This window comes from Streptomyces sp. NPDC001415 (assembly GCF_053597395.1).
The window spans coordinates 32,372-55,763 of record NZ_JBSFIE010000032.1 but is presented as its reverse complement, the minus strand read 5'-3'; the positions used below and the strand labels follow the sequence as shown (position 1 = coordinate 55,763).

The following is a 23,392-nucleotide window of genomic DNA, read 5'->3' as shown; positions in this document are numbered from 1 at the left end:
TGGCGTTGTTCAGTTGGCGTTGTTCAGTTGGCGTTGTTCAGTTGGCGTTGTTCAGTTGGCGTTGTTCAGTTGGCGTTGTTCAGTTGGCGTTGTTCAGCTGACGTCGCTCAGTTGACGTTGTTCAGCTGACGTCGCTCAGTTGGCGAGTTGGTTCGCGGAAACCAGCCATCGCCAGCGCCGCCGCTCCGTGACAAGGGTGCCGGCGGCCAGCACGGTCACGGGGACCGCCGCCCAGGCGGGCCAGGCCAGCCATGAGGAGATCACGGCTGCGGCGAGTTGGAGCAGCACCAGCAGGATCGTGGCCCAGCCCGGCACCGCGATGATCACGTTGGCCTTGTCCCCCCGGGTGGAGAACAACGTCGGAAGGCCGATCAGGGCCACTACGGACACGGCGGCAAGCGGCCATGAGTGGCCGGCCAGGGCCCAGGGGGTGGCCACCCACGCGACGAGCTCCGTCGCGAAGCGGAGGGCGGACGCGGCGCGATCGTCCGGCCGTCCCGAGGTCGTTTCTCCACCAGCAGCGTCGGTCACCTGCGGACGATCTCACGGCGCACGGCCGACTGCCAGGGGTTTGGGGCGCGGCAGAGACCGTAGAGGCTGTCGTCCTCTCGCGGGCGATGAATCCGGATGAATCCACATGACGTCGCACGTGGTGTCGGCCTAGCGTTCCGGCCATGACCACACCAGACGTCTGCACTGACGATGAGGCCGGCGTGACCATCCGCTGCCAGGACAACGCGGCCGTCGGCGTGACGTTCTGCGACCGGTTCAGCTTCGACGCCGACTCTGTGCACTATGCCGTTGAGCTGCGGGCCCCGGGCCTGACTGCTCGCGTCGACGAGGTTGTCGCCTGGATCTGGGACCGCGATCTCACCGTCTTCCTGGAAGAGCTCGCCGCCGACTACCGGGGCTGGGACGGCGAACGGAGCTGGCAGACCAACGACCGAGACCTGACGGTGTCGGCGGTCTTCCGGTCCGGCGGCTACGTCGGGCTGACCTGGACCTTGCGGCCGTGGCCTCAGGCCGCCGGCGGCTGGGGCGCCTCGGTGACCACCTGGCTGGAGGCCGGCGAGCAGATGGCTTCCCTGGCGGCCGATGTCCGCGCCTTCCTCGCCAAGGAGGATCGGTGACGTCCGGCGTGCGCATCAGCTGGACGCTGGTGGGGTCCGGGTGGGCCGGGTGCACTCTTGAAGATCGCCAGGCGAAGGTCGAGCTCATCGCGTCCTACATCACCAGCGCGCCCGAGGATCTCCTGACGGCCATGGCCCGGCTCGTCGCGGGCGAGACGGAGACCCGGGCCCAGTTCGAGGCCGAGCCGACCGCCTACCGGTGGATCTTCCACCGCGAAGGCGCGGACACCTGGACCCGCGTGCTGGAACTGCGTCATGGCAGCGATCACGACAACAAGGGAACCGAGATCTGGTCCAGCCGACTCGGCGTCGACCAGCTCGCCCGCACCGTGATCCGCTGCTTCGACGAGGTCGCGCAGACCTATGGCGAGAGCGGCTATCGAGGCAAGTGGGGCGAACACTTCCCCCGGGCCGAACTCGAAGCCCTCAGGCACCTCTGGCACGCCCAGCATCGCGGCGATGACACATAGCGATCCCGGCGGTATCTACGGCGGAGCCTGGCAAGGGCCGCTGTGAACGTGCGGTACCGGCCGCTCGCGGCCGGGTGAGCGCGAACGGCCGGGCAAGTGCGAACGGCCGGGTGAGCGCGAACGGCCAGGTGAGTGCGAACCGCCTGGTAGGCACTCACTGCCGGGTCGGCGCGGGCGGCCGGCTGGGCGCGAACCGCCCGGACCAGTCCCTCAGTTCGTGATCGTCACGCAGGGCAGCCCCACGCTCTCCCCGCCGCGGAAGCCCTCCGCGCACAGACGGGTGCCTGCGGGGAAATGGCGCTGCGGGTAGGCCTGGTCCCGGTAGGTCCGGAACTTGGCCACGTCCTCCACCTTCGTGTTGGCGCTCCAGCCGTTCGTCGTCCACACCCGGGCGCTGATCGTGTGCGGCTGGTTCGTGTTGATCACCGACACCTCCACCCTGCCCAGGTAGTCGCCGCTGTCGTACGTCTCGATGCAGACCGCGTTGTTGCACCACTTGCCTTCCGCCGCCGCCGGCGGCCCCGCCGCGATGACACAGCTCAGCGCCGCGGCCGCCACCCCGATTCCCGAGGCGAGCTTCTTGGTGATGGAGTGCATGTGGCCTCACTTGGTTTCATCCCGGCCCGCGCAGAAAGGGCCTGATCCACGGGGGCTGTTCGGGCCCCCCGCAGACCAACGCCGGGGGTTGATCGCCAGTTACGCCGCTTCGCACTCCTTCCGCGCCAGGAGGGAAGCCTGGGGCACCCGCTCCGTACCCTCCGGCTCCCGCCGTACCCGCGCCGTCACCGTGAAGCCCGCCTCCGTCAGGAGGGTCGCGATGTGGTCCGGGGACAGCCGGTTGAAGTCCAGCGCCACCTCCTTGCCGAACGGGTTCGCCAAGTGCAGCGGCTCCTCGCCCACTTGGAAGGCGACGAGCAGATGGCCTCCGGGGGCCAGCACCCGGTGGAACTCCGCGATCACCTCCGGCAGCCGCTCCCTCGGCGTGTGGATGAGCGAGTACCAGGCCACCACCCCGGCCAGCGTCCCGTCCGCCGCGTCGATGTCTGTCAGCGAGCCCACCTCGAAGCGCACCCCGGGGTGCTCCGCGCGGGCCAGCTCCACCATCCGCGGCGACAGGTCGAGACCGGACACCGCGAGGCCGAGCCCGTGCAGATGGGCCGTCACCCGGCCCGGGCCGCTCCCCAGGTCCGCGACCGGTCCGCCACCCGCCGCGAGGACGAGTTCCGCGAACGCGCCCAGGACCGCCCGGTCCAGCGGCCTGTCCTCAAGCACGGTGCGGAAGAGGTCCGCGTACTCGGTCGCGATGGCGTCGTAGAAGGTGCGTGTCGTGTGCAGATGGGGAGCGTGCAGGTCAGGTGCATGCGGGTGGGGTGCGTGCAGGTCAGGTGCATGCGGGTGGGGTGCGGGCAACTCGCCCCCGGCGGCAGTCTCTTGCGTGGTCATGGGCGTCGAGCCTAGGACCTGTCACTGACACCGGGCCCAGCACCGTTGACACCGCACGTTGGAACGTCCTTGACCTCAAGCCCTGTTGAGGTTGAAGACTCGCCGTACGAACCGCGCACCGGCGCGGCCAACGGCGGGAGCAGTGATCGTCATGCGTGTTGCACAGGTCAGGGAGTTCGGCGGGCCCGAGGTGCTGGGCACCGTCGAGGCGCCGGATCCGGTCGCCGGGCCCGGCGAGGTCCTCGTGGCCGTCGACCACATCGACACCCTCTTCGTACAGACCCAGATCCGCGCGGGATCCTTCGGCGAGTTCTTCGACGTCAAGCCCCCTTACGTGCCCGGCGGCGGCGCCTCCGGCACGGTCACCGCCACCGGCCCCGGCGTGGACCCTGCCTGGGTGGGCCGCCGGGTGGCCGCGGCCGGCCAGGCCGACAGTTACGCCGAGCTCATGGCGGTCCCCGCCGCCCGCCTCTCCCCCGTCCCGGGCGGCGTCGGCCTGCGTGAGGCGGCCGCCCTCGTCCACGACGGGGTGACCGCCCTCGCCCTCCTGGAGAACACCGCGCTCAAGCCGGGCGAGACCGTCCTGATCACCGGCGCCTCCGGCGGCATGGGCACCCTGCTCGTCCAGCTCGCCCACGGGCTCGGCGCCAAGGTGGTGGGCGTGGCGCGCGGGCCAGAAAAGACCGCGCTGGTACGGGAGTTGGGCGCCGATGAGGCTGTCGACGCCTCGGACTCCGGCTGGGGGCGGCGCGCCCGCGTCGCACTCGGCGAGGGCGGCGCGGATCTCGTACTGGACGGCGTCGGCGGCCGACTCGGCCTCGCCGCCTTCCCGTTGACCGCCGACGGCGGACGCTTCTCCGCACACGGCGCCCCCTCCGGCACGGGCTTCGCCGCCGTCGACCCGGACGAGGCCCGGCGGCGCGGCATCACCCTGCTCGGCATCGGCGACGTACAGCTGACGCCCGAGCGGCGCACCGCGCTCCTCGACCGGGTGCTCGCGGAGGCGGCGGCCGGACGGCTGCGGTCGGTCATCGGCGAGGTGTTCCCACTGGAGCGCGCCGCCGACGCGCACACGGCGATCGAGGGGCGGACCTTGGTGGGAAAGGTGCTGCTCAGCACCCACTAACCCCCGCAGGACGCCGCCCAGCTTGCCGTCGGCCTCCCGCAAGAGCCCCGCCCGCAGCACCCCCGGCATGCCACCGATCCCCCACGGGGGTGGGGGTCGGAGCATGCCGGAGTCAGGGCACGGGGGCATCCCCGGGGCGGAACACGGGGCCGTTCCGGCGTCAGAACATGTCCGGGCACCACGGCCGCCGCGCCGTGCGGAACAGTTCGTCCGTGCGTGCCGCGGCCCCCGCCCGCTCCTCCGCGACCCGGCCGAGCGCGAGCAGCCGCGTCGCCGACTCGTCGCCCAGATACAGGGACGCCAACTCCCTTACGTCCAGCGTCAGTTCGGCCGTACGCGTGGTCGGAGTGCAGTGCGCACCCGTCCCGCTCGTCTCCAGGAGGAAGCGGCCCGACGCCACGCCCGCGGCGTCCTCGACCTCCAGGACGAGGGTGCCCTCGGTGGCGTACGTGCGCGCCTCCAGGACGCGTACGACATCGAGCAGGCGCAGCCACAGGAAGTCGGAGTGGGTCACGACCGCGGCCGCGCGCGGGTTCGGCAGGTACAGGGGCAGCAGGTCGTCGGGGGCGCGGTAGCCGGTGCGTACCTTGCGGATCCAGTCGATCGAGCACAGGTAGTGCCACAGGGCGCGGTCGGCTTCGGGGGTCAGGCCGATCAGGCCCTGCACCGTCGCCGTGTTCTCGGGGAGTTTGGCGTCGCTCCACCGCTCGTCGGCCGTGTACGCGGCGATGCCGGCCGGTTCTCCCTGGGCCGTGCGGTACACGGCGAAGAAGGGCTCGATCCAGGGGCCGTCGCGGCGGGCCGCGCCGGTGGCCACCTCCCACCAGCGCCGGTCGCGGCTGACCGCGCCGGGCTGCGCCGCCCGGAACCGCTCGAAGACCTCGGGGCCCACCTTGGCCATCTCGGCCGGGTCCACCAGGTCGACGCGGCCGCCGTCGGCCGGGCCCGACCAGCGCGGGTCGAGGCCGGTGCGGCCCGTGTCGATCTCCCACTCGGCGAGCCAGGTGGCCGGGGCGTACCCGTAGCGGCCGTAGATCGCGTACTCGGCGGCGATCAGCGTGGACGCCACCTCGCCGCGCTCCCGGGCCGCCGACAGCTCGGTGGCCATCATGCGGGTCAGCAGCCCGCGCCTGCGGTGCGTGGGCGAGACGGTGACGCCGCTGACCGCGGTCACGGGCAGCGCGGCGCCGCCGACCGTCGTCAGCTCCTGCGCGAACGACCGGAACGTAGCCACGCACCGGCCGCCGTCGAAGGCACCCTGGATCCGGCTCAGATCACTGTTGGCCCGCAGGCCCCGCGCGTACTCCTCGCTCACCACCGGCGGCCGCAGGAACCCCCCGTTGACCGCCTTGATCCAGTCGGTGAACTCGGCGTCGGCGACGGTACGGACCTCGATGGCGTCCTGGGCGGGGGTATTCATACAGGCCAAGCTAGGTCGGTACGGGTCAGAATGTCGCCCGAATTTCACCGACCTCGGCGGCCCCGCCGAACAGCGGCGCACGGCCGATCCGGTCCACCACCGGACCGTCCACGCCCAGGAGTTGGAGGGCGCGGGCCAGGATCGGGCCGAGCGAGCGGATCGCTCCGTCGTCGACCTTGAAGGCGAGCGCGCGGCCGTCGGCGAGGGCCACCGCCTGCACGGCCTCGGCGCCCATCTTCGACAGCGTGCCGGGCACCTCGCGCATCAGCCAGGTGTCGGGCCGCCGGGTGCCGGCCACGTACTCGGGGTGCGCGCGCATCGCCTCGGCGACCCGGCCCTCGACCGAGCCGGGGTCCGCCGTCGCGAAGGTGCGGAAGGCGCGCGCGAGGCCGGTCAGGGTGATCGCCATCAGGGGCGCCCCGCAGCCGTCGGTGCCGACCGAGGCGACCTTCTCGCCCGCGGCCGCCTCGACGGAGTCGTGGACCAGCTGCTGCAGCGGGTGCGCCGGGTCGAGGTAGCTCCCCAGGTCCCAGCCGTTCTGCTTGCAGGCCGCGAGCATCGCCGCGTGCTTGCCCGAGCAGTTCATGGTGATCCGCTCGCGGACGCGGCCCGCCGCCAGGTACGTCTCGGCCTCGGTCGGGTCGAGCGGCAGGTCGGGCGGCGTCTGGAGGTCGTCCGGGGTCAGCCCGTGCTCGGCCAGCATCTTGCGTACGAGATCGAGGTGGAAGCCCTCGCCCGAGTGGCTGGCGGCCGCGATCGCCAGGCGCTCGCCGGACAGGTCGAGGCCCGCCCGCAGCACGGCGGCGGCCTGCATCGGCTTGTTGGACGAGCGGGGGAAGACGGGCGCGGCCGGGTCGCCGAGCGCGAACTCGACACTGCCGTCTTCCGCAAGCACCACCAGCGAGCCCCGATGGTGGCCCTCGACGAATCCGGAACGTACGACTTCGGCGAGGACCGGGGGTATCGGGGACGTCAGGGCGGTCATGGCGGTGCGGCCTTCCGGGCAGGTGACCTGCCCCGGAGGGTCGCTTCCGATGCGGGCGGGTCAGGTGAGCAGATCGTCTACTTGTGCTTCACCATCACGGTACCTGCGGGCGATCTCGGCACTGCAATCGTCGGCGGTGCGCTGGAGCTGCTGACGGCGCCGCGAGACCTGCTGCTCGTAGCGGATCAGCCGTCCGGTCGCGGTGTGCAGCTCCTCGTCCGTGCGGGCGGCCAGGTCGGACAGCTCGACCTCGGCGTCCATCTCGGCGGCGAGGAGGCGGTACTCCTCGCTGCGCGGCGCGGACAGCGTGACGTGGCGGGCGGAGGCGCGGTGCGAGGACGGCGCGTCCGTGAGGATCTCGGCGAGCCGCTCCACCACCGGCGCCTGCGGCCCGGTACGCCGGGCCAGCTCGGCCCGCAGGATGTCGATCCTGCCGTGCAGCAGCCGCCGCACATAGCTGAGGTCGGCCTCGTCGCGCTGCGACTGCCGGCGCAGGGTGCGCAGCTCGGCGAGCCGGAGCGCGGCCAGGTCGTGGTCGCGCTGGGGCGGCAGGTGGCCGGCCCGCTGCACCGGAGGTCGCACGGCGGCACGCGGGTTGGTCCGGCTCAGCGATACGGGACCGGGCGACTGCCCGGCGCCTGATGTGCTCATGGGTCTTTCCGTCCCCTCGACCGGTGCTCGGGTTTCCCCGGCCCCGAGGGCCGAGGTGTGCACCGCCTGTACGCATCGTGCCACTCCGGGTACGGCACGTGCAGGTGCACTGCACCCGTTCAGCCGCTCGGAAATCGGAGCGACCGGTGGCATAGGTTGGGGCGCATGCGAGCGGTGGTGCAGAGAGTCGACGGCGCGAAGGTCGTCGTGGCCGGTGAGACGGTCGGCGAGATCGCGGGCGAGGGCCTGTGTGTCCTGGTCGGAGTGACCCACGAGGACAATCCGGGCAAGGCGGCGCAGCTCGCCCGCAAGCTGTGGTCGGTTCGCATCCTTGAGGGCGAGAAGTCCTGCTCGGACGTGAATGCGCCCTTGCTGGTGATTTCGCAGTTCACTCTCTACGGGGACGCCCGCAAGGGCCGCCGCCCCACGTGGAACGCGGCCGCCCCCGGCGATGTGGCCGAGCCCCTGGTCGACGAGGTGGTGGCCCAGCTGCGGGCCCTCGGCGCGCACGTGGAGACGGGCCGCTTCGGCGCGGACATGCGGGTGTCCCTCACCAACCACGGCCCGTTCACGGTGCTCGTCGAGGTCTGAGGCCCTCGGGTTCTGCCTGAACCCCGGGCTCTGAGGGCCCTACGGCTCGACCACGACCTCCTGTGCCGCCGCCGTGTTCCCCGCGAGCAGCTCCGCGTCGACCGGGACGTTCCGCTTGATCAGGGCCAGCGCGATCGGGCCCAGCTCGTGGTGGCGGGCCGAGGTCGTGATGAAGCCGAGCTGGCGGCCCTCGGCGCCGTCGGCCGCGAGCCGCACCGGCGTGCCGGACCCGGGAAGCAGCACCTCGCTGCCGTCCAGGTGCAGGAAGACCAGGCGGCGCGGCGGCTTCCCCAGGTTGTGGACACGGGCGACCGTCTCCTGGCCCCGGTAGCAGCCCTTCTGGAGGTGGACGGCCGAGCCGATCCAGCCCACCTCGTGCGGGATCGTACGGTGGTCGGTCTCGAAGCCGAGCCGCGGCCGGTGCGCCTCCACGCGGAGCGCCTCGTACGCCAGGATGCCGACGAGCGGGCCCGCCTCGGCGGCGTACTTCTCCAGGTCGGCGCGCGGCAGGAAGAGATCGCGGCCGTACGCGGTCTCGCGTACGACCACGCCGTCCGGCACCTCGGCGATGGATCCCGCGGGCAGGTGGACGACCGCGAACTCCTCGGTGCGGTCGGCGACTTCGACCCGGTAGAAGAACTTCATCGACTCCAGGTAGGCGATCAGCTCGCCCTCGGTGCCGGGCTCGACGTGGATCCACACGGTCGTGCCGTCGTCGACGAGGTACAGGGCGTGCTCGACGTGCCCGTTCGCGGAGAGGATGAGCGCCTCGGTGGCCTGCCCGGCGGGCAGCTCGCTGACGTGCTGGGTGAGCAGCAGGTGCAGCCAGCTCAGCCGGTCGTCGCCGGTGACGGTGATGACACCGCGGTGCGAGAGATCGACGAGACCGGTGCCGCCGGCGAGCGCGCGCTGCTCGCGGAACAGGTCGCCGTAGTGCGCCGCGACTCCTTCGTCGCGCCCTTCGGCGGGGACGGCGCCGGGCTGGGACAACAGAGGGCTCTTCATGCAGGCAAGCCTACGACCCCGTACTCGCGGCCTTCTTGGCACAGTCGGTGCAGCGCCCGAAGATGGCGAAATGCTTCATGTCCGTCTCGAAGCCGAAGGTGTCCCTGAGCTTCGCGGTGAAGTCACCGGCCACGTCCACATCGGCCTCGATCACCTTGGTGCAGTCGCGGCACACCAGGTGGATGTGGTGGTGGCGGTCGGCCAGGTGGTACGTCGGGGCGCCGTGGCCGAGGTGGGCGTGCGAGACCAGACCCAGCTCCTCCAGGAGCTCAAGGGTCCGGTACACGGTGGAGATGTTCACGCCGCCCGCCGTCTTCCGCACCTGGGTGAGGATGTCGTCGGGCGTCGCGTGTTCGAGTACGTCGACGGCCTCCAGGACGAGCTGTCGCTGGGGGGTCAGCCGGTACCCGCGCCTGCGGAGGTCGCTCTGCCAGTCGGTGGTCACCACGCTCCCAGTGTAGGAGTGATCCAGGCGACACCCGCCGGACGGGAGCGGCCTACTTGAAGAAGGCGATGCCGTCGTCCGGGAGGTCGCCCAGGCCCCGGGCCATCTCCGCGACCTCCTCCGGCGTGACGACCTTCTTCAGGTGCGCCGACATGTACGGGCGGAGCTCGACCTCGGGGGTCGCCTTCTCGCCGACCCACATCAGGTCGCTCTTGACGTAGCCGTAGAGCCGCTTGCCACCGGTGTACGGGCCGGAGGCGGCGGTGCGCGCCACGGCGTCCGTCACGAGGTCGATCTGAGGCTTCTGGTGGGCGAGCTCGCCGTACCAGATCTCGACGATGCCCTGGTCGCGGACCATGACGGCCTCGACCTTGCGGTCCTTGTCGATGCGCCAGTAGCCCGACTCGGACTCCAGCGGCTTCACCTTGTTGCCCTCGGCGTCCAGGATCCAGGAGTGCGAGGTGTACTCCAGGAAGTCACGGCCGTCGTGGGAGAAGGTCACGGACTGCCCGAAGTTCGCCTTCTCGGCACCGGGGAAGTCGGTGACGCCGGCGCCCTCCCACGTACCGAGGAGGAAGACCAGGGGGACCAGGTCGGGGTGGAGGTCGGACGGAATCTCGATCATGAGGCTGCGATCTCTTCGTTGCGGGGGGTTTAGCGCTGGCCCTGGTACAGCTTCTTCACGGTCAGCCCGGCGAAGGCGAGGACGCCGACGCAGACCAGGACAAGGAGGGTGGAGAAAACAGCCTCAAGCACGGGGGGCTCCTCGCATGAGCGGGTGTAGGGGCGGTCAGGGCCGCCCCCCAGCCTAATGGGTGGGAGCCCGGCCCTCTCTGTGAGGTACGCCGCCGGTGGCGGTGGCCTCCAGGCGTACGGCGTACGGCGTCCCGGACCCCGATGCCACCTCGGCGAGCCGCGCGCCGCTCGGGGTGGATGTGAACCACATCGCGAACTCACGCACAGGCATGGGCAGTTGGGACATATTCCGATCCAGGGAAGTTGCCGACTTCCTGCCCTCACGCTCCCGGGTCGTGCGTAGCGTTGAACATCGACGATGCCGCGACCTTCACCCGCTGTACGCGTACGGGTGCGAGCTGTACGCGCGCGAGCCGTGACCGGTCATGGTGCGAGGGCAATGGGGTGAGCATGAGCGAAGAGGCTGAAACGCAAGAGCCGGAGACGGGCACGGAGACGGAGGAGGGGGGCGAGTCGGGTTCGGGCGTAGCGCACATCTTCGGGCGGCAGATGAAGCGGTTCCGGGTGCGGGCGGGCATGGATCGCGCCCAGCTCGGCTCCCGCACCGGGTACTCGGCGTCGACCATCGCCTCGTACGAACAGGGCAGGCGCATTCCGTCGGGGAAGTGCATCACGCAGCTCGACGAGGTGCTGGGCGCGCATGGGGTGCTGACCGAGTTCATCGAGGAAATGGAGAGGGCGCAGTTTCCGGCGTTCTTCCAGGATGCGGCGGGCTTGGAGAAGAAGGCGGTCGAGCTGCATGTTTACGACACGCATGTGCTGAGCGGTCTGCTGCAGACCGAGGACTGCGCACGAGCAGTGTTCACCATGCGGCGTCCGTTGCTGGACGAGGAGACGATCGAGCAGCGAGTGGCGGCCCGCATGGCGCGGCAAGAAATCTTCGCTCGTACTCCCTCGCCCACGATCAGCTTCGTGCTTGAGGAGGCGGTCCTCCGCAAGCCTCTGGGTGGACGTGCCGTCTGGCGCGGGCAGTTGGAGCAGATCCTGCTCCGTGGCCACCAGCGCAACGTGCAAATCCAGGTCATGCCCAACGACAGGGAGGACCACGCGGGACTCTCAGGCCCATTCATCTTGATCGAGACGAGCAAAGAGCGCAGGATCGCCTACGTGGAGGCGTACAAGCACAGTCGTCTCTACACGGATCGGCCAACGGTCAGAGAGCTGGAGGAGCAGTACGGCATCCTCCGGGCGCAGGCCCTGACTCCGCGCGAGTCGCTGGAATTCGTCGAGAAGCTGCGGGGAGAGACATGAACACCGAAGCGCCGTCCAAGCTGGCTTGGTTCAAGTCCAGCTACAGCAGCGGCGAAGGAGGCGCATGCGTCGAGGTCGCCCTCACCTGGCGCAAGTCGAGCTACAGCAGCGGCGACGGAGGCGAATGCGTAGAGATAGCCACCTGCCCCTCCATCATCCACATCCGGGACTCCAAACAGGCTCCCGACATCGCCCCCACCCTCGCGGTGCCTGCCGCCGCCTGGGAGGCGTTCCTCGGGTTTGCCATCCGTGTGTGAGGTGTACACGCCTGCATCCGCAGAGAGTTGACGAAGAACTAAGAGGTCGCGCAGATAGGCGCGATGGGGCACCTGATCACGGGGTTGCGGCGCTGCGGATTACAGTTCGACCCATGCCGAACAACAAGCTCGTGATCAAGGTGACCGCCGGTGCCGACGCACCCGAGCGGTGTTCGCAGGCCTTTACCGTCGCGGCGGTGGCGGCGGCCAGCGGGGTGGAGGTCTCGCTGTGGCTGACGGGCGAATCGTCCTGGTTCGCACTGCCGGGCCGGGCCGCGGAGTTCTCACTCCCGCATGCCGCGCCGCTGCCCGACCTCATCGAGTCGATCCAGGGCGCGGGCGGGCGGATCACCCTGTGCACGCAGTGCGCGACCCGGCGGGACATCACGGAGAAGGACGTCCTGGAGGGCGTGCGGATCGCGGGCGCGCAGGTCTTCGTGCAGGAGATCATGGGGGACGACGTACAGGCCCTCGTGTACTGACCGGGGCCAACCGGGGCAGCTCACTGGCGGGGCTTCTTGCCGTCCAGCTCGTCCCACCACTCGTCCGACTTCGGGTCGCCGGAGGGGTCGTCCCACCAGCGGTCGTCGGGGCCGCGCCGGTTGGCGACCATGGCGGCGATGGGCGGGATGACCATGGCGACCACGCACATCCCCACCGCCACCGGGATCGACCACAGGCGCACGAAACCCCAGGCGGACACGAAGAGCAGGATGCAGCCGCCCATCATCCAGAAATAGCCGCGCCGGCGCCGGGCCAACATGAATCCAGCGTACGACCGCGAGGCCCGGCCGGAAACGGCACGCGGGCGGACGGCACGAAGGGCCGCACCCCATTCCAAGGCGTCCAACCCCCGGGGTGCGGCCCTCCGGCCGGTACTGCGGTGTGCCGTCGGTCAGACGGCGATGGCGACCTCGGCGAGGCCACCGGTCTGGGCGACGACCGTACGGTCCGCGCTGCCGCCCGGCACCAGGGCGCGCACGGTCCACGTGCCCTCGGCCGCGTAGAAGCGGAACTGTCCGGTGGCCGAGGTCGGGACCTCGGCGGTGAACTCGCCGGTCGAGTCGAGCAGGCGCACGTAACCGGTGACGGGCTCGCCGTCGCGGGTCACCTGGCCCTGGATGGTGGTCTCACCGGGCTTGATCGTCGAGGCGTCGGGGCCGCCGGCCTTCGCTCCACACATGGGTTCTTCCTTACGGTCTACGGTCTGGGGGCTGAGCGGGCTGTGCGGGGTTCTACTTGTTGGCGCCGAGCTCGATCGGCACGCCGACGAGGGAGCCGTACTCGGTCCACGAGCCGTCGTAGTTCTTGACGTTGGTCTGGCCGAGCAGCTCGTGGAGCACGAACCAGGTCAGGGCCGAGCGCTCACCGATGCGGCAGTACGCGATGGTGTCCTTCGCGAGGTCGACCTGCTCGGCCTCGTACAGGGCCTTGAGCTCGTCGTCCGACTTGAAGGTGCCGTCGTCGTTGGCGTTCTTCGACCACGGGATGTTGCGGGCGGACGGGACGTGGCCCGGGCGCTGCGACTGCTCCTGCGGAAGGTGGGCCGGGGCGAGCAGCTTGCCGGAGAACTCGTCGGGCGAGCGCACGTCGACGAGGTTCTTGGTGCCGATCGCGTTCACGACGTCGTCGCGGAAGGCGCGGATCGAGGCGTCCTGCGGCTTGGCCTTGTACTGGGTGGCCGGGCGGCTGGGGACCTGGTCGCCGTCCACGAGGTCGCGGGAGTCGAGCTCCCACTTCTTGCGGCCGCCGTCGAGGAGCTTGACGTCCTGGTGGCCGTAGAGCTTGAAGTACCAGAAGGCGTACGAGGCGAACCAGTTGTTGTTGCCTCCGTAGAGGACGACGGTGGTGTCGTTGGCGATCCCCTTGGCCGAGAGGAGGGCCTCGAACCCCTCCTGGTCGATGAAGTCGCGGCGGACCGGGTCCTGGAGGTCCTTGGTCCAGTCGATCCGGATCGCGTTCTTGATGTGGTTCTTCTCGTACGCCGAGGTGTCCTCGTCGACCTCGACGATGGCGACCTTCGGGTCCTCGATGTGGGCCTCGACCCAGTCGGCGTCTACCAGGACGTCGCTGCGGCTCATGTTGTGTCTCCTCCGGGGCAGTCTGCGGGGGCGGTACAGGTGTGCGGATACGCGTCTGCGGCGCGCGTACGGCGGCACGGGGGTGGCCCTGATCCGGTCGACCCGATCGCGGTCGCTCACGGCCAAAGGGCCCGGGGAATGCGGGAGTTGAGCGTCCCGCTCAGAAGGGGCGACAGAGCATGGCGGCGACGCGGCACAGGTCTACTGCCCGCCGCTTCGTGAGGTCCGCCTGTCGCTTCATGCGTCCGATCGTAGGGACGCATACCGGGGCGTGTCACCGGTGTGTCGCATGCTGAGACTCGATCATCCACATGCTGATATGAGATTCGCCTCGGGGCACCCCCGCCCCCTCCGGGGTTGCGGATCCCGGAGGCGTTTTCTGCCCTGCGGACAGGGGTGTCTCACGATGCGGGCGGGGGGCGTGCGGGGGCGGAGCCCCGGGCAGCCCCCTCGCGAGGCCGACCCGCGTTCGGCGGGGCCCCGGGTCAGCCGGCGAGGCGGACGTCCGTGCCCTCGCCCGAGAAGCGCAGGCCCGCCTCCGTGGCCGTCACCTTGTTCAGCTTGATGCTCGACGGCATCCCGTCGATCTTCAGGTCGTAGTCGACCGCCTTGCGCAGCCGCTGGTCGAACCCCGGCACCGGCAGCTTCGGCAGGGACTCCGCCCGCAGCTGCACCGACCCCGACCCGTTCAGGCTCACCGTGCTGTACGCCGACACCGTCCGCCCCTGGAGCAGCGTCTTGATGGCGGCCGGCAGCACAACGCCCTGGCCCTCCAGGAGGTCGGTGAGCGGGCCGGTCACCTTGACCTGGCCCTTCGCCGCCCGCTCCGGCCCGGCATAGCCGACCGTCGCCCCCTTGGGCGCCGCCTTCGACAGATCGGCGTACGTGATCTGCGCCGCCCCTTCGGCCCGCCCCGCCACCGCCGACGAGAACGAGCTGTCGATCTTCACCGCGTGCAGCTCGGCCGTCACCTCGGTGACGTTGACCGAGTGGCCACCCGCCGTGGCGGTGACCCCGGACAGCGAGACGTCGACCTCGTCCAGCTCCTTGGCGAGCACCTGGGTCAGGAAGGGGAAGCCCTTGATGTCGACGTCAGGGGTCGAGCTGAGCCGCTGACTGCTCTTGATCTTGTCGGCCGTCTTGGACTCGGCGATGTTGACCGCGATGCGGTCCGCCGCGACGAAGATGCCGCCCAGAACAATCGCGATGATCAAAAGTATTCGCAGTGCTCGCATTGCCTACGTGTCCCCCACCAGTCGGCCTCGACCCTCGATGTCGTCGATCACTTTCGATCGATCCCCGGAAGATCGATACATCGATTACTCATTGATCGATCTTCCGGAATGACGATCGCGAGCCTAGCCCCGGTTCCCTACGCCACGGCCCGCCCAATGAGATACAGCACAGGCACGGCCGCGGTGAGCGGCAGGGCGACGCCCGCCGTCATGTGGACGAACCGGGACGGGTAGTCGTACGAGGCGACCCGCAGGCCGATCAGCGCACAGCCGCCGGCCGCGAGGCCGAGCAGCGCGCCGCTCGCGCCGATGCCGGTCGCACCGCCCACCGCGATGCCCACGCCCGCGGCCGCGAGCAGCGCGACCACCACGGAGGCGGCCGACGGCAGCGGCAGCGCCCGCGCGAGGGCCGCGACGGCCACGGCGGCCGCGCCGACGGACACCGCGTGCGGCGGCGCCGCGAGGTAACCGCCGGCCAGGATCGCGAGCGCCGCCGAGGCGACCGTCGCCATCAGGCCGTACATACGCTCGTCGGGCTCTGCGTGCGAGCGCAGCTGAAGTACGAGCGTGAGCAGCACCCAGACCCCGAGCGTGCCCAGGATCGCGGCGGGCGCGTGCTCACTGCCCAGCGCCAGCAGCGCGACGTCGGCCACGAGGCCGCCCGCGAAGGCGAGCGCGATGCCCTGCCGGGCCGGCCACATCCCGTTCAGCCGGAACCAGCCCGCCGCCGTCACGGCCTGGAGGGCGACGAGCGGTACGGCCAGGGCGTACGGGCCCACGGGCGCCGCCACCGCGAGGAGGAGACCCAGTACGGCGGTGAGCACCGCGGGCTGCATCCCGGGCGCGATGACCGGCGAGCGGCCCTCGGCGCGGGCCCGCTGGGCGTCGGTGATCCGCGCGTTGCCGGCGGTCCTGGGCGAGCTGTACCCCGCCCCCTCGCCGGAAGCGGAGGCGGAAGCAGAGGCCGCATCGGGAACAGGAACGGACACGTGGGTGGGGGCCGCGGCCGGCTCGTACACCGGCGCCGGGGCGGGCCCGGACGTCATCGGCACCTCCGGCGGCAGCGGCACGGACGTCGTCCCCGCACCGTTCTGCGCGCCGTTCTGCGGCGGCAGGTACGCGGTGTCCGCCGCGTACCCCGGCTCCGCCGCACCCTCCTGCCAGGGCTGCCCGGGCGCGGGCTGCGCGTGGCGGCCCCGGCGCGGCGCGGGATCCACCGGCTGCTGCGCGGGCGGGATCGTGGGCTGGTACTGGGTGTCCCAGGTCTGCCCCTCCCAGGTCTGCGTGTACTGCTGCTGATCCTGGTACGGCTCGTACGGGAACGGCGGCTGGGGCTGCACAGGCTGCCCGTACTGGTCGAACTGGTCGTACGGGGGCTGCTGTTGGGGCTGCTGCTGATACGGGTACTGCTCGCTCATGACGTGGGGGTCACCCTCCTGCGAACGGCGGGAGCACCTCGACCGTGCCGCCCTCGGCAAGGCGTACGGTCTCATGGTTCCGCTTCCCGACGGGGTCACCGTCGACAAGGAACGAACACCGCTGAAGTACGCGCGTGAGCTCTCCGGGGTGCCGTTCGCGCACCGCGTCGAGTGCCTCGGCCAGCGTCCCGGCGGCGTACGGTTCCTCGGCGACACCGGCCGCGGACTTCGCCGCGGCCCAGAAGCGGATGGTTCCCGCTGCCATGGTGAGGCTCCTTTCGTCGCCCTCCATGATGGGCTACGCGGCGGGCCGTGCGGCGAGCAGCCAGCCCGCGATCCGCCCGAGCAGCTCCTCGCCGGCCGCGTTCTCGGCGTGCCCCATGCCCGGTTCGAGCCACAACCGCGCAGGTCCGGCGGCCGCCAGCATGCGCGGGTGGTCCACCGGGAAGTACGGGTCGCGGTCGCCGTGCACGATGAGCAGCGGGGTCGGCGCGATCAGCGGGACGGCCTCGACGGGCGAGAGCGGCACCGGGTCCCAGTCCTCGGCGTGGATGCGGGTCGCGAAGCCGAGGCGGCCCACGAGGCGCCCGGCGGGCCGGGTGATGAGCCAGTGCACCCGCCGCATGGGGGCCGTGCCCCGGTAGTACCAGCGGGCGGGTGCGCTGACCGCCGCCACTGCATCCGTGCGCCCCCTCGCGCTCCCCCCGTACGCCGCCGCGTGCCGCAGCACCACGGAGCCGCCCATCGAGAAGCCGACGGTCACCACCCGTTCGTACCCGAGTGATCTCGCCCACTCGACGGCCGCCGCGAGATCGAGCACCTCGCGGTCGCCGACCGTCGAGCGGCCGCCGGACTTTCCGTGCCCGCGGAACGAGAAAGTGATCACGGCCGCGTACTGCGCGAACACGCCCGCGGCCCTTCGTACGGCGGGGCGGTCGGCCGATCCGGTGAACCCGTGCGCGACCACGATCGCGGTGTCGCGGGCGCCCTTCACACAGGGCGCGTAAACCGCCTCGATCCGGACACCGTCAGAGGTACACAGGGTTGCGCGCCGAGGTCCGGGAGTGATCGAGGAAACAGCTGAAGTGTGAAATCGGCCCTCTGCCTCGGCATTCATGTGGGCTATTCTCCTTGGCAGAGGATCCGGGCAACGTAGCCCCCGGGTCCTTTTGTGTTTCCCGGTCGTTGTTACGGACGGGTGAACAAACGCTCACAAAGGGCCTGAGAGTAGGCCCTGAGCGTCAGAACCACAGTACGAAGCAGTGCCGCAACGTCCTCGCAGGGACCGAGGAGGAACCGACGTTATGGGCGAGCGAACCGTGCACGATCCGAAGCGGACTACCTGGGCAGGTGGGGTGCGATGAGCTCTCTGCTGCTCCTGACCAATGCCCTTCAGCCGTCGACGGAGGTGCTCCCCGCCCTCGGCCTGCTTCTGCACAGTGTGCGGGTGGCCCCCGCCGAGGGCCCGGCCCTCGTCGACACCCCTGGTGCCGACGTCATCCTGATCGACGGCCGCCGCGACCTGCCGCACGTGCGGTCGCTGTGCCAGCTCCTCCGCTCGACGGGCCCCGGCTGCCCTCTGATCCTGGTCGTGACCGAGGGCGGTCTGGCCGCCGTCACCGCGGACTGGGGCATCGACGACGTCGTGCTCGACACCGCGGGCCCCGCCGAGGTCGAGGCGCGGCTTCGGCTCGCGACCGGCCGGGCGCAGGCCACCTCGGACGACTCCCCCATGGAAATCCGCAACGGCGACCTCTCGGTCGACGAGGCGACGTACAGCGCGAAGCTGAAGGGGCGGGTCCTGGACCTGACCTTCAAGGAGTTCGAGCTGCTCAAGTACCTCGCCCAGCACCCGGGCCGGGTGTTCACCCGCGCCCAGCTGCTGCAGGAGGTGTGGGGCTACGACTACTTCGGCGGCACCCGTACGGTCGACGTGCACGTACGGAGGCTGCGGGCCAAGCTCGGCCCCGAGCACGAGTCGCTGATCGGCACCGTCCGCAACGTCGGCTACCGCTTCGTGACGCCCGAGAAGCCCGAGCGCACCTCCGAGGACGCCAAGGCGAAGGCGGTCGTGGACGCGGCCACCGCCGAGGCGAAGGAAGCGGCCGCCCGCTCCCACAAGCGGTAGATCGCGTTCCTCGGCGGGGTAACCCGAACGGCAGATCACGCGTGGGGTACGACCTGCGATATGGCCTGCCCAGAGGCGGGTCACCCCGCGTAGACTGCCGCGCGTGGCCAAGGTGACGCGGGACGACGTTGCACGACTTGCGGGTACTTCGACCGCCGTCGTCAGTTACGTCATCAACAACGGACCCCGGCCGGTCGCCCCGGCCACGCGCGAGCGTGTCCTCGCCGCGATCAAGGAGCTGGGGTACCGGCCGGACCGGGTCGCCCAGGCGATGGCGTCGCGGCGTACCGACCTCATAGGCATGATCGTCCCGGATGCGCGTCAGCCGTTCTTCGCGGAGATGGCGCACGCGGTCGAGCAGGCCGCGTCCGAGCGCGGGAAAATGGTCCTGGTCGGCAACTCCGACTACATCGACGACCGCGAGGTCCACTACCTGCGGGCCTTCCTCGGCATGCGGGTCGCCGGGCTGATCCTGGTCAGCCAGGGCCCCAGCGAGCGGGCCGCGGCCGAGATCGACGCCTGGGACGCCCGCGTGGTGCTGCTGCACGAGCGGCCCGAGGCGATCGACGACGTCGCGGTCGTCACGGACGACATCGGCGGCGCCCAGCTCGCCACCCGCCACCTGCTCGAACACGGCCACGAGTACGTCGCCTGCCTGGGCGGGATCGAGTCGACCCCGGCCGTCGGCGACCCGGTGGCCGACCACGTCGAGGGCTGGCGCCGGGCCATGCTGGAGTCCGGCCGCTCCCTCGAAGGCCGCCTCTTCCAGGCCCCGTACAACAGGTACGACGCCTACAAGGTGGCCCTGGAGATCCTCGCCGGGCCCCAGCGGCCGCCGGCCATCTTCTGTGCGACCGACGACCAGGCGATCGGCGTGCTGCGGGCCGCCCGCGAGCTGCGCATCGACGTGCCGGGCGAGCTCGCCGTGGCGGGCTTCGACGACGTCAAGGAGGCGGCCCTGACCGATCCGCCGCTGACCACGATCGCCTCCGACCGGCCCGCGATGGCCCGGGCCGCCGTCGACCTGGTCCTGGACGACGGGCTGCGGGTGGCGGGCTCGCGCCGCGAACGCCTCAAGCAGTTCCCTTCACGGCTCGTCGTACGCCGCTCCTGCGGTTGCGGATAACCCGCCAACTGCCGGGCGCCGGGGCGTCTTTATTTCGGGCAAACACGGTTCTGCCGGGCTTCTTAAGCGGTCCTCAGACTGCTCTCATGAACGCGTCCGATCGTCATAGACATGACCGAGAGCCCCCGCCACAGCGGCGAGTACCCCGAGCAGCAGCCGAACCTCTCTGACGAGTCCTGGCAGCGAGCCAAGGACGACGCCCGGCGAGAGGCCGAGACCTACGCGGCCGCCTATCCGCCGCCGCCCCCGTACCAGCCGGCCACCCCGGTGACCACCGGCCCCGGCACCACGGTGTGGCCCGGAAACGCGGCCGCCCACCCCGAGCCCGGCCCCGCCGGGTTCCACGGGGGCGGTCACGGCGGCGGGACCGCGCACCTCGCCGGTGGCGAGGCAGGCGCCCCCAAGCCCCCGCGCGCCAAGCGTTCGGTCGGGCTCCTCGCCGCCGTCGCCATCATCGCGGCGGCCATAGGCGGCGGCACCGCGAGCCTCGTCGAGCACTACGTCGGCAACGACAACGCCGGTGTCAGCTCGGGTGTCAGCGGCACCAACGCCTCCAACAGCACCAACGGCACGGTCTCCGGCGTCGCCAAGGCCGTCATGCCGAGCATCGTCGAGATCAACGCGACGTCCGGCTCGGGCGAGTCGACCGGCGCGGGCGTGATCATCACCGCCAACGGCGAGATCATCACCAACAACCACGTCATCTCCGGCTCGACCTCGATCAAGGTGAAGCTCAGCAACGGCAAGAGCTACACCGCGAAGGTCGTCGGCACCGACCCCGACAAGGACCTCGCGCTGATCAAGCTGGACGGGGCGAGCGGCCTCAAGCCCGCCCACCTCGGCGACTCCAGCAAGATCGCGGTCGGCGACCAGGTCGTCGCCATCGGCTCCCCCGAGGGCCTCACCGGCACCGTCACCTCCGGCATCGTCTCCGCCCTCAACCGCGATGTCACCGTCGCCAAGGAGCAGGGCAACCAGGGCCAAGGACAGGGCCGGGGGCGCGGCAACGGCGGCTGGCCGTTCGAGTTCGGCGGGCAGCAGTTCAACGGCGACACCGGCTCCTCCAAGACCACGTACAAGGCGCTCCAGACCGACGCCTCGCTCAACCCGGGCAACTCCGGCGGCGCGCTCATCGACATGAACGGCAACATCATCGGCATCAACTCCGCGATGTACTCGCCGAGTTCGAGCGCCGCGAGCGGTTCGTCGGCCGGCAGTGTCGGGCTCGGCTTCGCCATCCCGATCAACACCGTCAAGTCCGACCTCACGAGCCTGCGCGGCGGGGGCAGCGGCGGCAGCGACACCGGCGGCAACAGCAACCAGGGCAGCGACAGCTCCGGCAGCGGCTTCGCCGGCAGCTACTGATCCGGTCCTGATCCGGCACCGATCCGTGCGGGGCAGCGAGCCGCCCCGCACAGCACCGCCCGCATGCGAGGCTGATGTCACCGAGCCGCAAGACGCAGAAGAAGGAACCCGCTCATGAGCCCCGCCGAGGACGACCCGCAGCGCATCCTGATCGTCGACGACGAGCCCGCCGTCCGCGAGGCGCTGCAGCGCAGTCTCGCCTTCGAGGGATACGGCACCGAGGTCGCCGTCGACGGCCTCGACGCCCTCGCGAAGGCGGAGGCGTACCGGCCCGAGCTGATCGTCCTCGACATCCAGATGCCGAGGATGGACGGGCTCACCGCGGCCCGTCGGCTTCGCGCGGCCGGCTCCACCACGCCCATCCTGATGCTGACGGCGCGCGACACGGTCGGCGACCGCGTCACCGGGCTCGACGCGGGCGCCGACGACTACCTGGTCAAGCCCTTCGAACTCGACGAACTCTTCGCCCGCATCCGGGCGTTGCTCCGCCGCAGCTCGTACGCGGTCGACGCGGGGGCGGCCGGGCAGGACGCGGGGAACGTCCTCACCTTCGCGGACCTCAGGATGGACCTCTCCACCCGCGAGGTCACCCGCGGCACCCGGGTGGTGGAGCTGACCCGCACCGAGTTCACCCTCCTGGAGATGTTCCTGGCCCACCCCCGCCAGGTGCTCACCCGCGAGCAGATCCTCAAGGCCGTCTGGGGCTTCGACTTCGAGCCGTCCTCCAACTCCCTCGATGTGTACGTCATGTACCTGCGCCGCAAGACCGAAGCGGGCGGCGAGCCGCGCCTCGTGCACACGGTGCGGGGCGTGGGGTACGCGCTCCGGCCGGGCGGCGCGGAGTGAACGCAGTGCTGCGCCGGTACCGCGCGATGCCGCTGCGGTCCCGGCTCGCGATGCTGGTGGCCGTCGCGGTCGCAGTCGCGGTCGCGGGGCTCGCCGTGGCGTGCTGGTTCTTCACCCGCGGCGTGCTGACCAGCCAGTTGGACGCCCGGCTGAGCGCCGAAAGCCGAAGCAGCGCCAGCACCGACTACGCCTCCCAGCTGATCCAGAACTGCCGCAGTGTGAACCCCCGTCCCATCCTGCTTCCCGGCAACACACCTCTCACCCAGGTCGTGTACGCCGACGGCTCGGTGTGCGCCAACCCGAAGTCCGCCCGACTGCCCGTGCAGCACTCGGACATTCAGGTGGCCAAAGGCTTCCGAAACGACGCCATGCACACCACGACCGACAGCTCGGGTGTGGAACGCCGGGTGTTCACCCAGTACGCCAACGTGCAGAGCGGTCTCGCCCAAGAGCGCATCGCCGTCTCCATCGCGGTGCCGCTGACCGAGGTGACCAAGCCGCTCAACCAGTTGGCGCTGGTGCTGCTCGGCCTCGCCGGAATCGGCGTGATCGCGGCAGGCGCCGCCGGCCTCTGGGTCGCGCGGACCGGGCTGCGGCCCGTGGACAAGCTGACCGGGGCCGTCGAGCACGTGGCCCGCACCGAGGACTTGACCGTCCGCATCCCCGTCGAGGGCGAGGACGAGATCGCGCGCCTGTCCCGCTCGTTCAACGCGATGACCGCCGCCCTCGCCTCCTCCCGGGACCGGCAGGCGCAGCTCATCGCGGACGCCGGGCACGAGCTGCGTACGCCGCTCACCTCACTGCGTACGAACATCGAGCTGCTCGCCCGGAGCGACGAGACCGGGCGGGCCATTCCGCCCGCCGACCGCAAGGCGCTGATGGCGTCGGTGACGGCGCAGATGTCCGAACTGGCCTCGCTCATCGGGGACTTGCAGGAACTGTCGCGCCCGGACGCGGTCCGGGAGGGCCCGCTGGAGGTCGTCGGCCTGCACGACATCACCCGGCTCGCGCTCGACCGGGCGCGGCTGCGCGGCCCCGAGCTGACCATTACGGCGCAGTTGGCGCCCTGGTACGTACGGGCCGAGCCGGCGGCGTTGCAGCGGGCGGTGGTGAACGTCCTGGACAACGCGGTGAAGTTCAGCCCGCCGCGCGGGACGGTCACGGTCGCCCTGGACCGGGGCGTCCTGACCGTCCGCGATCAGGGTCCCGGCATCCCCGCCGAGGACCTCCCGCACGTCTTCGAACGCTTCTGGCGCTCCCCCTCGGCGCGGGCCCTCCCCGGGTCTGGCCTGGGCCTGTCCATCGTGGCCCGCACGGTGCGGCACGCGGGGGGCGAGGTCACCCTGTCCGCGGCCCCGGGAGGCGGCACCCTGGCCACCATCACCCTGCCGGGCGCGCCGACCCCGCCACCGGAGGCCCCGTAGGGTCCACCCCTGGGGCTCCGCCCCAGGCCCCGGATTGCCCCACCCCACCCCTTCCCGAAACCCTCCGGGGGTTGGAAAGGGTGAAGCCAGGTCTTCTGGGGCTCCGCCCCAGACCCCGTATCGCGCCTTAAGGGCGCTCGTCCTCAAACGCCGGACAGGCTGAAATGCACCGGTGCGGGCCGGAACCAACGCTGTTAGGGGCGCGGGGAACTGCGCGACCAGCCCCCACCGGGCCGCAG

The 23,392-nt window shown here is 70.9% G+C and carries 30 protein-coding genes; 12 read left to right on the top strand and 18 right to left on the bottom strand.

Features of this window, described 5'->3' with window-relative positions:
* Positions 1-135: 135 nt before the first annotated feature.
* Positions 136-531 (bottom strand): hypothetical protein, encoded by a 396-nt coding sequence (locus tag ACWC2B_RS30715; protein WP_450722292.1) that lies wholly within the window; start codon positions 529-531, stop codon positions 136-138.
* 143 nt (positions 532-674) lie between these two features.
* Between ACWC2B_RS30715 and ACWC2B_RS30710 the strand changes: the two genes are divergently transcribed.
* Both ACWC2B_RS30710 and ACWC2B_RS30705 read left to right on the top strand, forming a co-directional pair.
* Positions 675-1,130 (top strand): DUF6228 family protein, encoded by a 456-nt coding sequence (locus tag ACWC2B_RS30710; protein WP_450722290.1) that lies wholly within the window; start codon positions 675-677, stop codon positions 1,128-1,130.
* Positions 1,127-1,600, top strand: a complete 474-nt coding sequence (locus ACWC2B_RS30705) for a hypothetical protein (RefSeq protein WP_450722288.1) — start codon at positions 1,127-1,129, stop codon at positions 1,598-1,600. The genes ACWC2B_RS30710 and ACWC2B_RS30705 overlap by 4 nt, the downstream gene beginning before the upstream one ends.
* Before the next feature lie 210 nt (positions 1,601-1,810).
* Here the strand turns inward: ACWC2B_RS30705 and ACWC2B_RS30700 are convergent, their stop codons facing one another.
* Both ACWC2B_RS30700 and ACWC2B_RS30695 read right to left on the bottom strand, forming a co-directional pair.
* Positions 1,811-2,197 carry a hypothetical protein gene (locus ACWC2B_RS30700; RefSeq protein WP_450722286.1) on the bottom strand — a complete coding sequence of 129 codons (387 nt, stop codon included), beginning with the start codon at positions 2,195-2,197 and terminating at the stop codon, positions 1,811-1,813.
* 99 nt (positions 2,198-2,296) lie between these two features.
* Positions 2,297-3,043, bottom strand: coding sequence for a class I SAM-dependent DNA methyltransferase (locus tag ACWC2B_RS30695; protein WP_450722284.1), 747 nt, complete (start codon positions 3,041-3,043; stop codon positions 2,297-2,299).
* 151 nt (positions 3,044-3,194) lie between these two features.
* Between ACWC2B_RS30695 and ACWC2B_RS30690 the strand changes: the two genes are divergently transcribed.
* A complete protein-coding gene (locus ACWC2B_RS30690) occupies positions 3,195-4,169 on the top strand; it encodes a zinc-binding dehydrogenase (RefSeq protein ID WP_450722282.1) in 975 nt (324 codons plus the stop codon).
* Positions 4,170-4,329: 160 nt separating this feature from the next.
* Here the strand turns inward: ACWC2B_RS30690 and ACWC2B_RS30685 are convergent, their stop codons facing one another.
* Genes ACWC2B_RS30685 through ACWC2B_RS30675 form a run of 3 tightly spaced genes read right to left on the bottom strand, consistent with a single transcriptional unit; the run spans position 4,330 to position 7,225 of the window.
* Positions 4,330-5,589, bottom strand: coding sequence for a GNAT family N-acetyltransferase (locus ACWC2B_RS30685; RefSeq protein WP_450722280.1), 1,260 nt, complete (start codon positions 5,587-5,589; stop codon positions 4,330-4,332).
* Positions 5,590-5,614: 25 nt separating this feature from the next.
* The gene (locus ACWC2B_RS30680) at positions 5,615-6,574 is read right to left on the bottom strand and encodes an asparaginase (protein ID WP_450722278.1); all 960 of its coding nucleotides are present in this window, start codon (positions 6,572-6,574) and stop codon (positions 5,615-5,617) included.
* Positions 6,575-6,634: 60 nt separating this feature from the next.
* Complete coding sequence (locus ACWC2B_RS30675) at positions 6,635-7,225, bottom strand: RsiG family protein (RefSeq protein ID WP_450722276.1); 591 nt, start codon at positions 7,223-7,225, stop codon at positions 6,635-6,637.
* A 165-nt stretch (positions 7,226-7,390) separates the two neighbouring features.
* Here ACWC2B_RS30675 and dtd point away from each other — a divergent pair, with 165 nt between their 5' ends.
* Positions 7,391-7,816, top strand: a complete 426-nt coding sequence (dtd, locus tag ACWC2B_RS30670; RefSeq protein ID WP_189965037.1) for a D-aminoacyl-tRNA deacylase — start codon at positions 7,391-7,393, stop codon at positions 7,814-7,816.
* Between the two features lie 39 nt (positions 7,817-7,855).
* Here the strand turns inward: dtd and ygfZ are convergent, their stop codons facing one another.
* From ygfZ to ACWC2B_RS30650, 4 genes are all read right to left on the bottom strand, one after another.
* Positions 7,856-8,821 carry a CAF17-like 4Fe-4S cluster assembly/insertion protein YgfZ gene (ygfZ, locus tag ACWC2B_RS30665; protein WP_450722274.1) on the bottom strand — a complete coding sequence of 322 codons (966 nt, stop codon included), beginning with the start codon at positions 8,819-8,821 and terminating at the stop codon, positions 7,856-7,858.
* A 10-nt stretch (positions 8,822-8,831) separates the two neighbouring features.
* Positions 8,832-9,269 (bottom strand): Fur family transcriptional regulator, encoded by a 438-nt coding sequence (locus ACWC2B_RS30660; protein ID WP_450722272.1) that lies wholly within the window; start codon positions 9,267-9,269, stop codon positions 8,832-8,834.
* A 49-nt stretch (positions 9,270-9,318) separates the two neighbouring features.
* Entirely contained in the window at positions 9,319-9,891 is a 573-nt protein-coding gene (locus ACWC2B_RS30655) for an FABP family protein (protein WP_450722270.1), read from the bottom strand.
* 183 nt (positions 9,892-10,074) lie between these two features.
* Positions 10,075-10,233, bottom strand: coding sequence for a hypothetical protein (locus ACWC2B_RS30650; RefSeq protein ID WP_450722268.1), 159 nt, complete (start codon positions 10,231-10,233; stop codon positions 10,075-10,077).
* Between the two features lie 179 nt (positions 10,234-10,412).
* Here ACWC2B_RS30650 and ACWC2B_RS30645 point away from each other — a divergent pair, with 179 nt between their 5' ends.
* The 3 genes from ACWC2B_RS30645 to ACWC2B_RS30635 all read left to right on the top strand — a co-directional run bounded on the left by ACWC2B_RS30645 (position 10,413) and on the right by ACWC2B_RS30635 (position 12,012).
* Positions 10,413-11,273, top strand: a complete 861-nt coding sequence (locus tag ACWC2B_RS30645) for a helix-turn-helix domain-containing protein (protein ID WP_450722266.1) — start codon at positions 10,413-10,415, stop codon at positions 11,271-11,273.
* Positions 11,270-11,530 carry a DUF397 domain-containing protein gene (locus tag ACWC2B_RS30640; RefSeq protein ID WP_450722264.1) on the top strand — a complete coding sequence of 87 codons (261 nt, stop codon included), beginning with the start codon at positions 11,270-11,272 and terminating at the stop codon, positions 11,528-11,530. The genes ACWC2B_RS30645 and ACWC2B_RS30640 overlap by 4 nt, the downstream gene beginning before the upstream one ends.
* Before the next feature lie 113 nt (positions 11,531-11,643).
* The gene (locus ACWC2B_RS30635) at positions 11,644-12,012 is read left to right on the top strand and encodes a DsrE family protein (protein WP_450722262.1); all 369 of its coding nucleotides are present in this window, start codon (positions 11,644-11,646) and stop codon (positions 12,010-12,012) included.
* Positions 12,013-12,032: 20 nt separating this feature from the next.
* On the opposite strand, the gene ACWC2B_RS30630 is transcribed toward ACWC2B_RS30635, so the two are convergent.
* The 8 genes from ACWC2B_RS30630 to ACWC2B_RS30595 all read right to left on the bottom strand — a co-directional run bounded on the left by ACWC2B_RS30630 (position 12,033) and on the right by ACWC2B_RS30595 (position 17,381).
* Positions 12,033-12,371, bottom strand: coding sequence for a DUF3099 domain-containing protein (locus tag ACWC2B_RS30630; RefSeq protein WP_450722260.1), 339 nt, complete (start codon positions 12,369-12,371; stop codon positions 12,033-12,035).
* Between the two features lie 54 nt (positions 12,372-12,425).
* A complete protein-coding gene (locus ACWC2B_RS30625) occupies positions 12,426-12,713 on the bottom strand; it encodes a DUF1416 domain-containing protein (protein ID WP_030362227.1) in 288 nt (95 codons plus the stop codon).
* A 52-nt stretch (positions 12,714-12,765) separates the two neighbouring features.
* Positions 12,766-13,611, bottom strand: a complete 846-nt coding sequence (locus tag ACWC2B_RS30620) for a sulfurtransferase (RefSeq protein ID WP_386031879.1) — start codon at positions 13,609-13,611, stop codon at positions 12,766-12,768.
* A 160-nt stretch (positions 13,612-13,771) separates the two neighbouring features.
* Positions 13,772-13,852, bottom strand: a complete 81-nt coding sequence (locus ACWC2B_RS30615; RefSeq protein WP_350751515.1) for an Ms5788A family Cys-rich leader peptide — start codon at positions 13,850-13,852, stop codon at positions 13,772-13,774.
* Between the two features lie 244 nt (positions 13,853-14,096).
* Positions 14,097-14,846, bottom strand: coding sequence for an LmeA family phospholipid-binding protein (locus ACWC2B_RS30610; RefSeq protein ID WP_450722257.1), 750 nt, complete (start codon positions 14,844-14,846; stop codon positions 14,097-14,099).
* Between the two features lie 137 nt (positions 14,847-14,983).
* Positions 14,984-16,264 carry a hypothetical protein gene (locus tag ACWC2B_RS30605; RefSeq protein WP_450722255.1) on the bottom strand — a complete coding sequence of 427 codons (1,281 nt, stop codon included), beginning with the start codon at positions 16,262-16,264 and terminating at the stop codon, positions 14,984-14,986.
* A gap of 10 nt (positions 16,265-16,274) precedes the next feature.
* Entirely contained in the window at positions 16,275-16,529 is a 255-nt protein-coding gene (locus tag ACWC2B_RS30600) for a MoaD/ThiS family protein (protein ID WP_359002968.1), read from the bottom strand.
* A gap of 33 nt (positions 16,530-16,562) precedes the next feature.
* Positions 16,563-17,381: an alpha/beta hydrolase gene (locus tag ACWC2B_RS30595; protein WP_450722252.1), complete on the bottom strand. Its 819-nt coding sequence runs from the start codon at positions 17,379-17,381 to the stop codon at positions 16,563-16,565.
* Positions 17,382-17,624: 243 nt separating this feature from the next.
* On the opposite strand from ACWC2B_RS30595, the gene ACWC2B_RS30590 reads away from it, so the two are divergent.
* The 5 genes from ACWC2B_RS30590 to ACWC2B_RS30570 all read left to right on the top strand — a co-directional run bounded on the left by ACWC2B_RS30590 (position 17,625) and on the right by ACWC2B_RS30570 (position 23,153).
* Positions 17,625-18,392 carry a response regulator transcription factor gene (locus ACWC2B_RS30590; RefSeq protein ID WP_450722250.1) on the top strand — a complete coding sequence of 256 codons (768 nt, stop codon included), beginning with the start codon at positions 17,625-17,627 and terminating at the stop codon, positions 18,390-18,392.
* Positions 18,393-18,495: 103 nt separating this feature from the next.
* Positions 18,496-19,518: a LacI family DNA-binding transcriptional regulator gene (locus tag ACWC2B_RS30585; RefSeq protein WP_053729012.1), complete on the top strand. Its 1,023-nt coding sequence runs from the start codon at positions 18,496-18,498 to the stop codon at positions 19,516-19,518.
* A gap of 111 nt (positions 19,519-19,629) precedes the next feature.
* Positions 19,630-20,883, top strand: a complete 1,254-nt coding sequence (locus tag ACWC2B_RS30580) for a S1C family serine protease (RefSeq protein WP_450722248.1) — start codon at positions 19,630-19,632, stop codon at positions 20,881-20,883.
* Between the two features lie 114 nt (positions 20,884-20,997).
* Entirely contained in the window at positions 20,998-21,729 is a 732-nt protein-coding gene (locus ACWC2B_RS30575) for a response regulator transcription factor (protein ID WP_344372264.1), read from the top strand.
* A 26-nt stretch (positions 21,730-21,755) separates the two neighbouring features.
* Positions 21,756-23,153, top strand: coding sequence for a sensor histidine kinase (locus ACWC2B_RS30570; protein ID WP_450722353.1), 1,398 nt, complete (start codon positions 21,756-21,758; stop codon positions 23,151-23,153).
* Positions 23,154-23,392 lie beyond the last annotated feature (239 nt).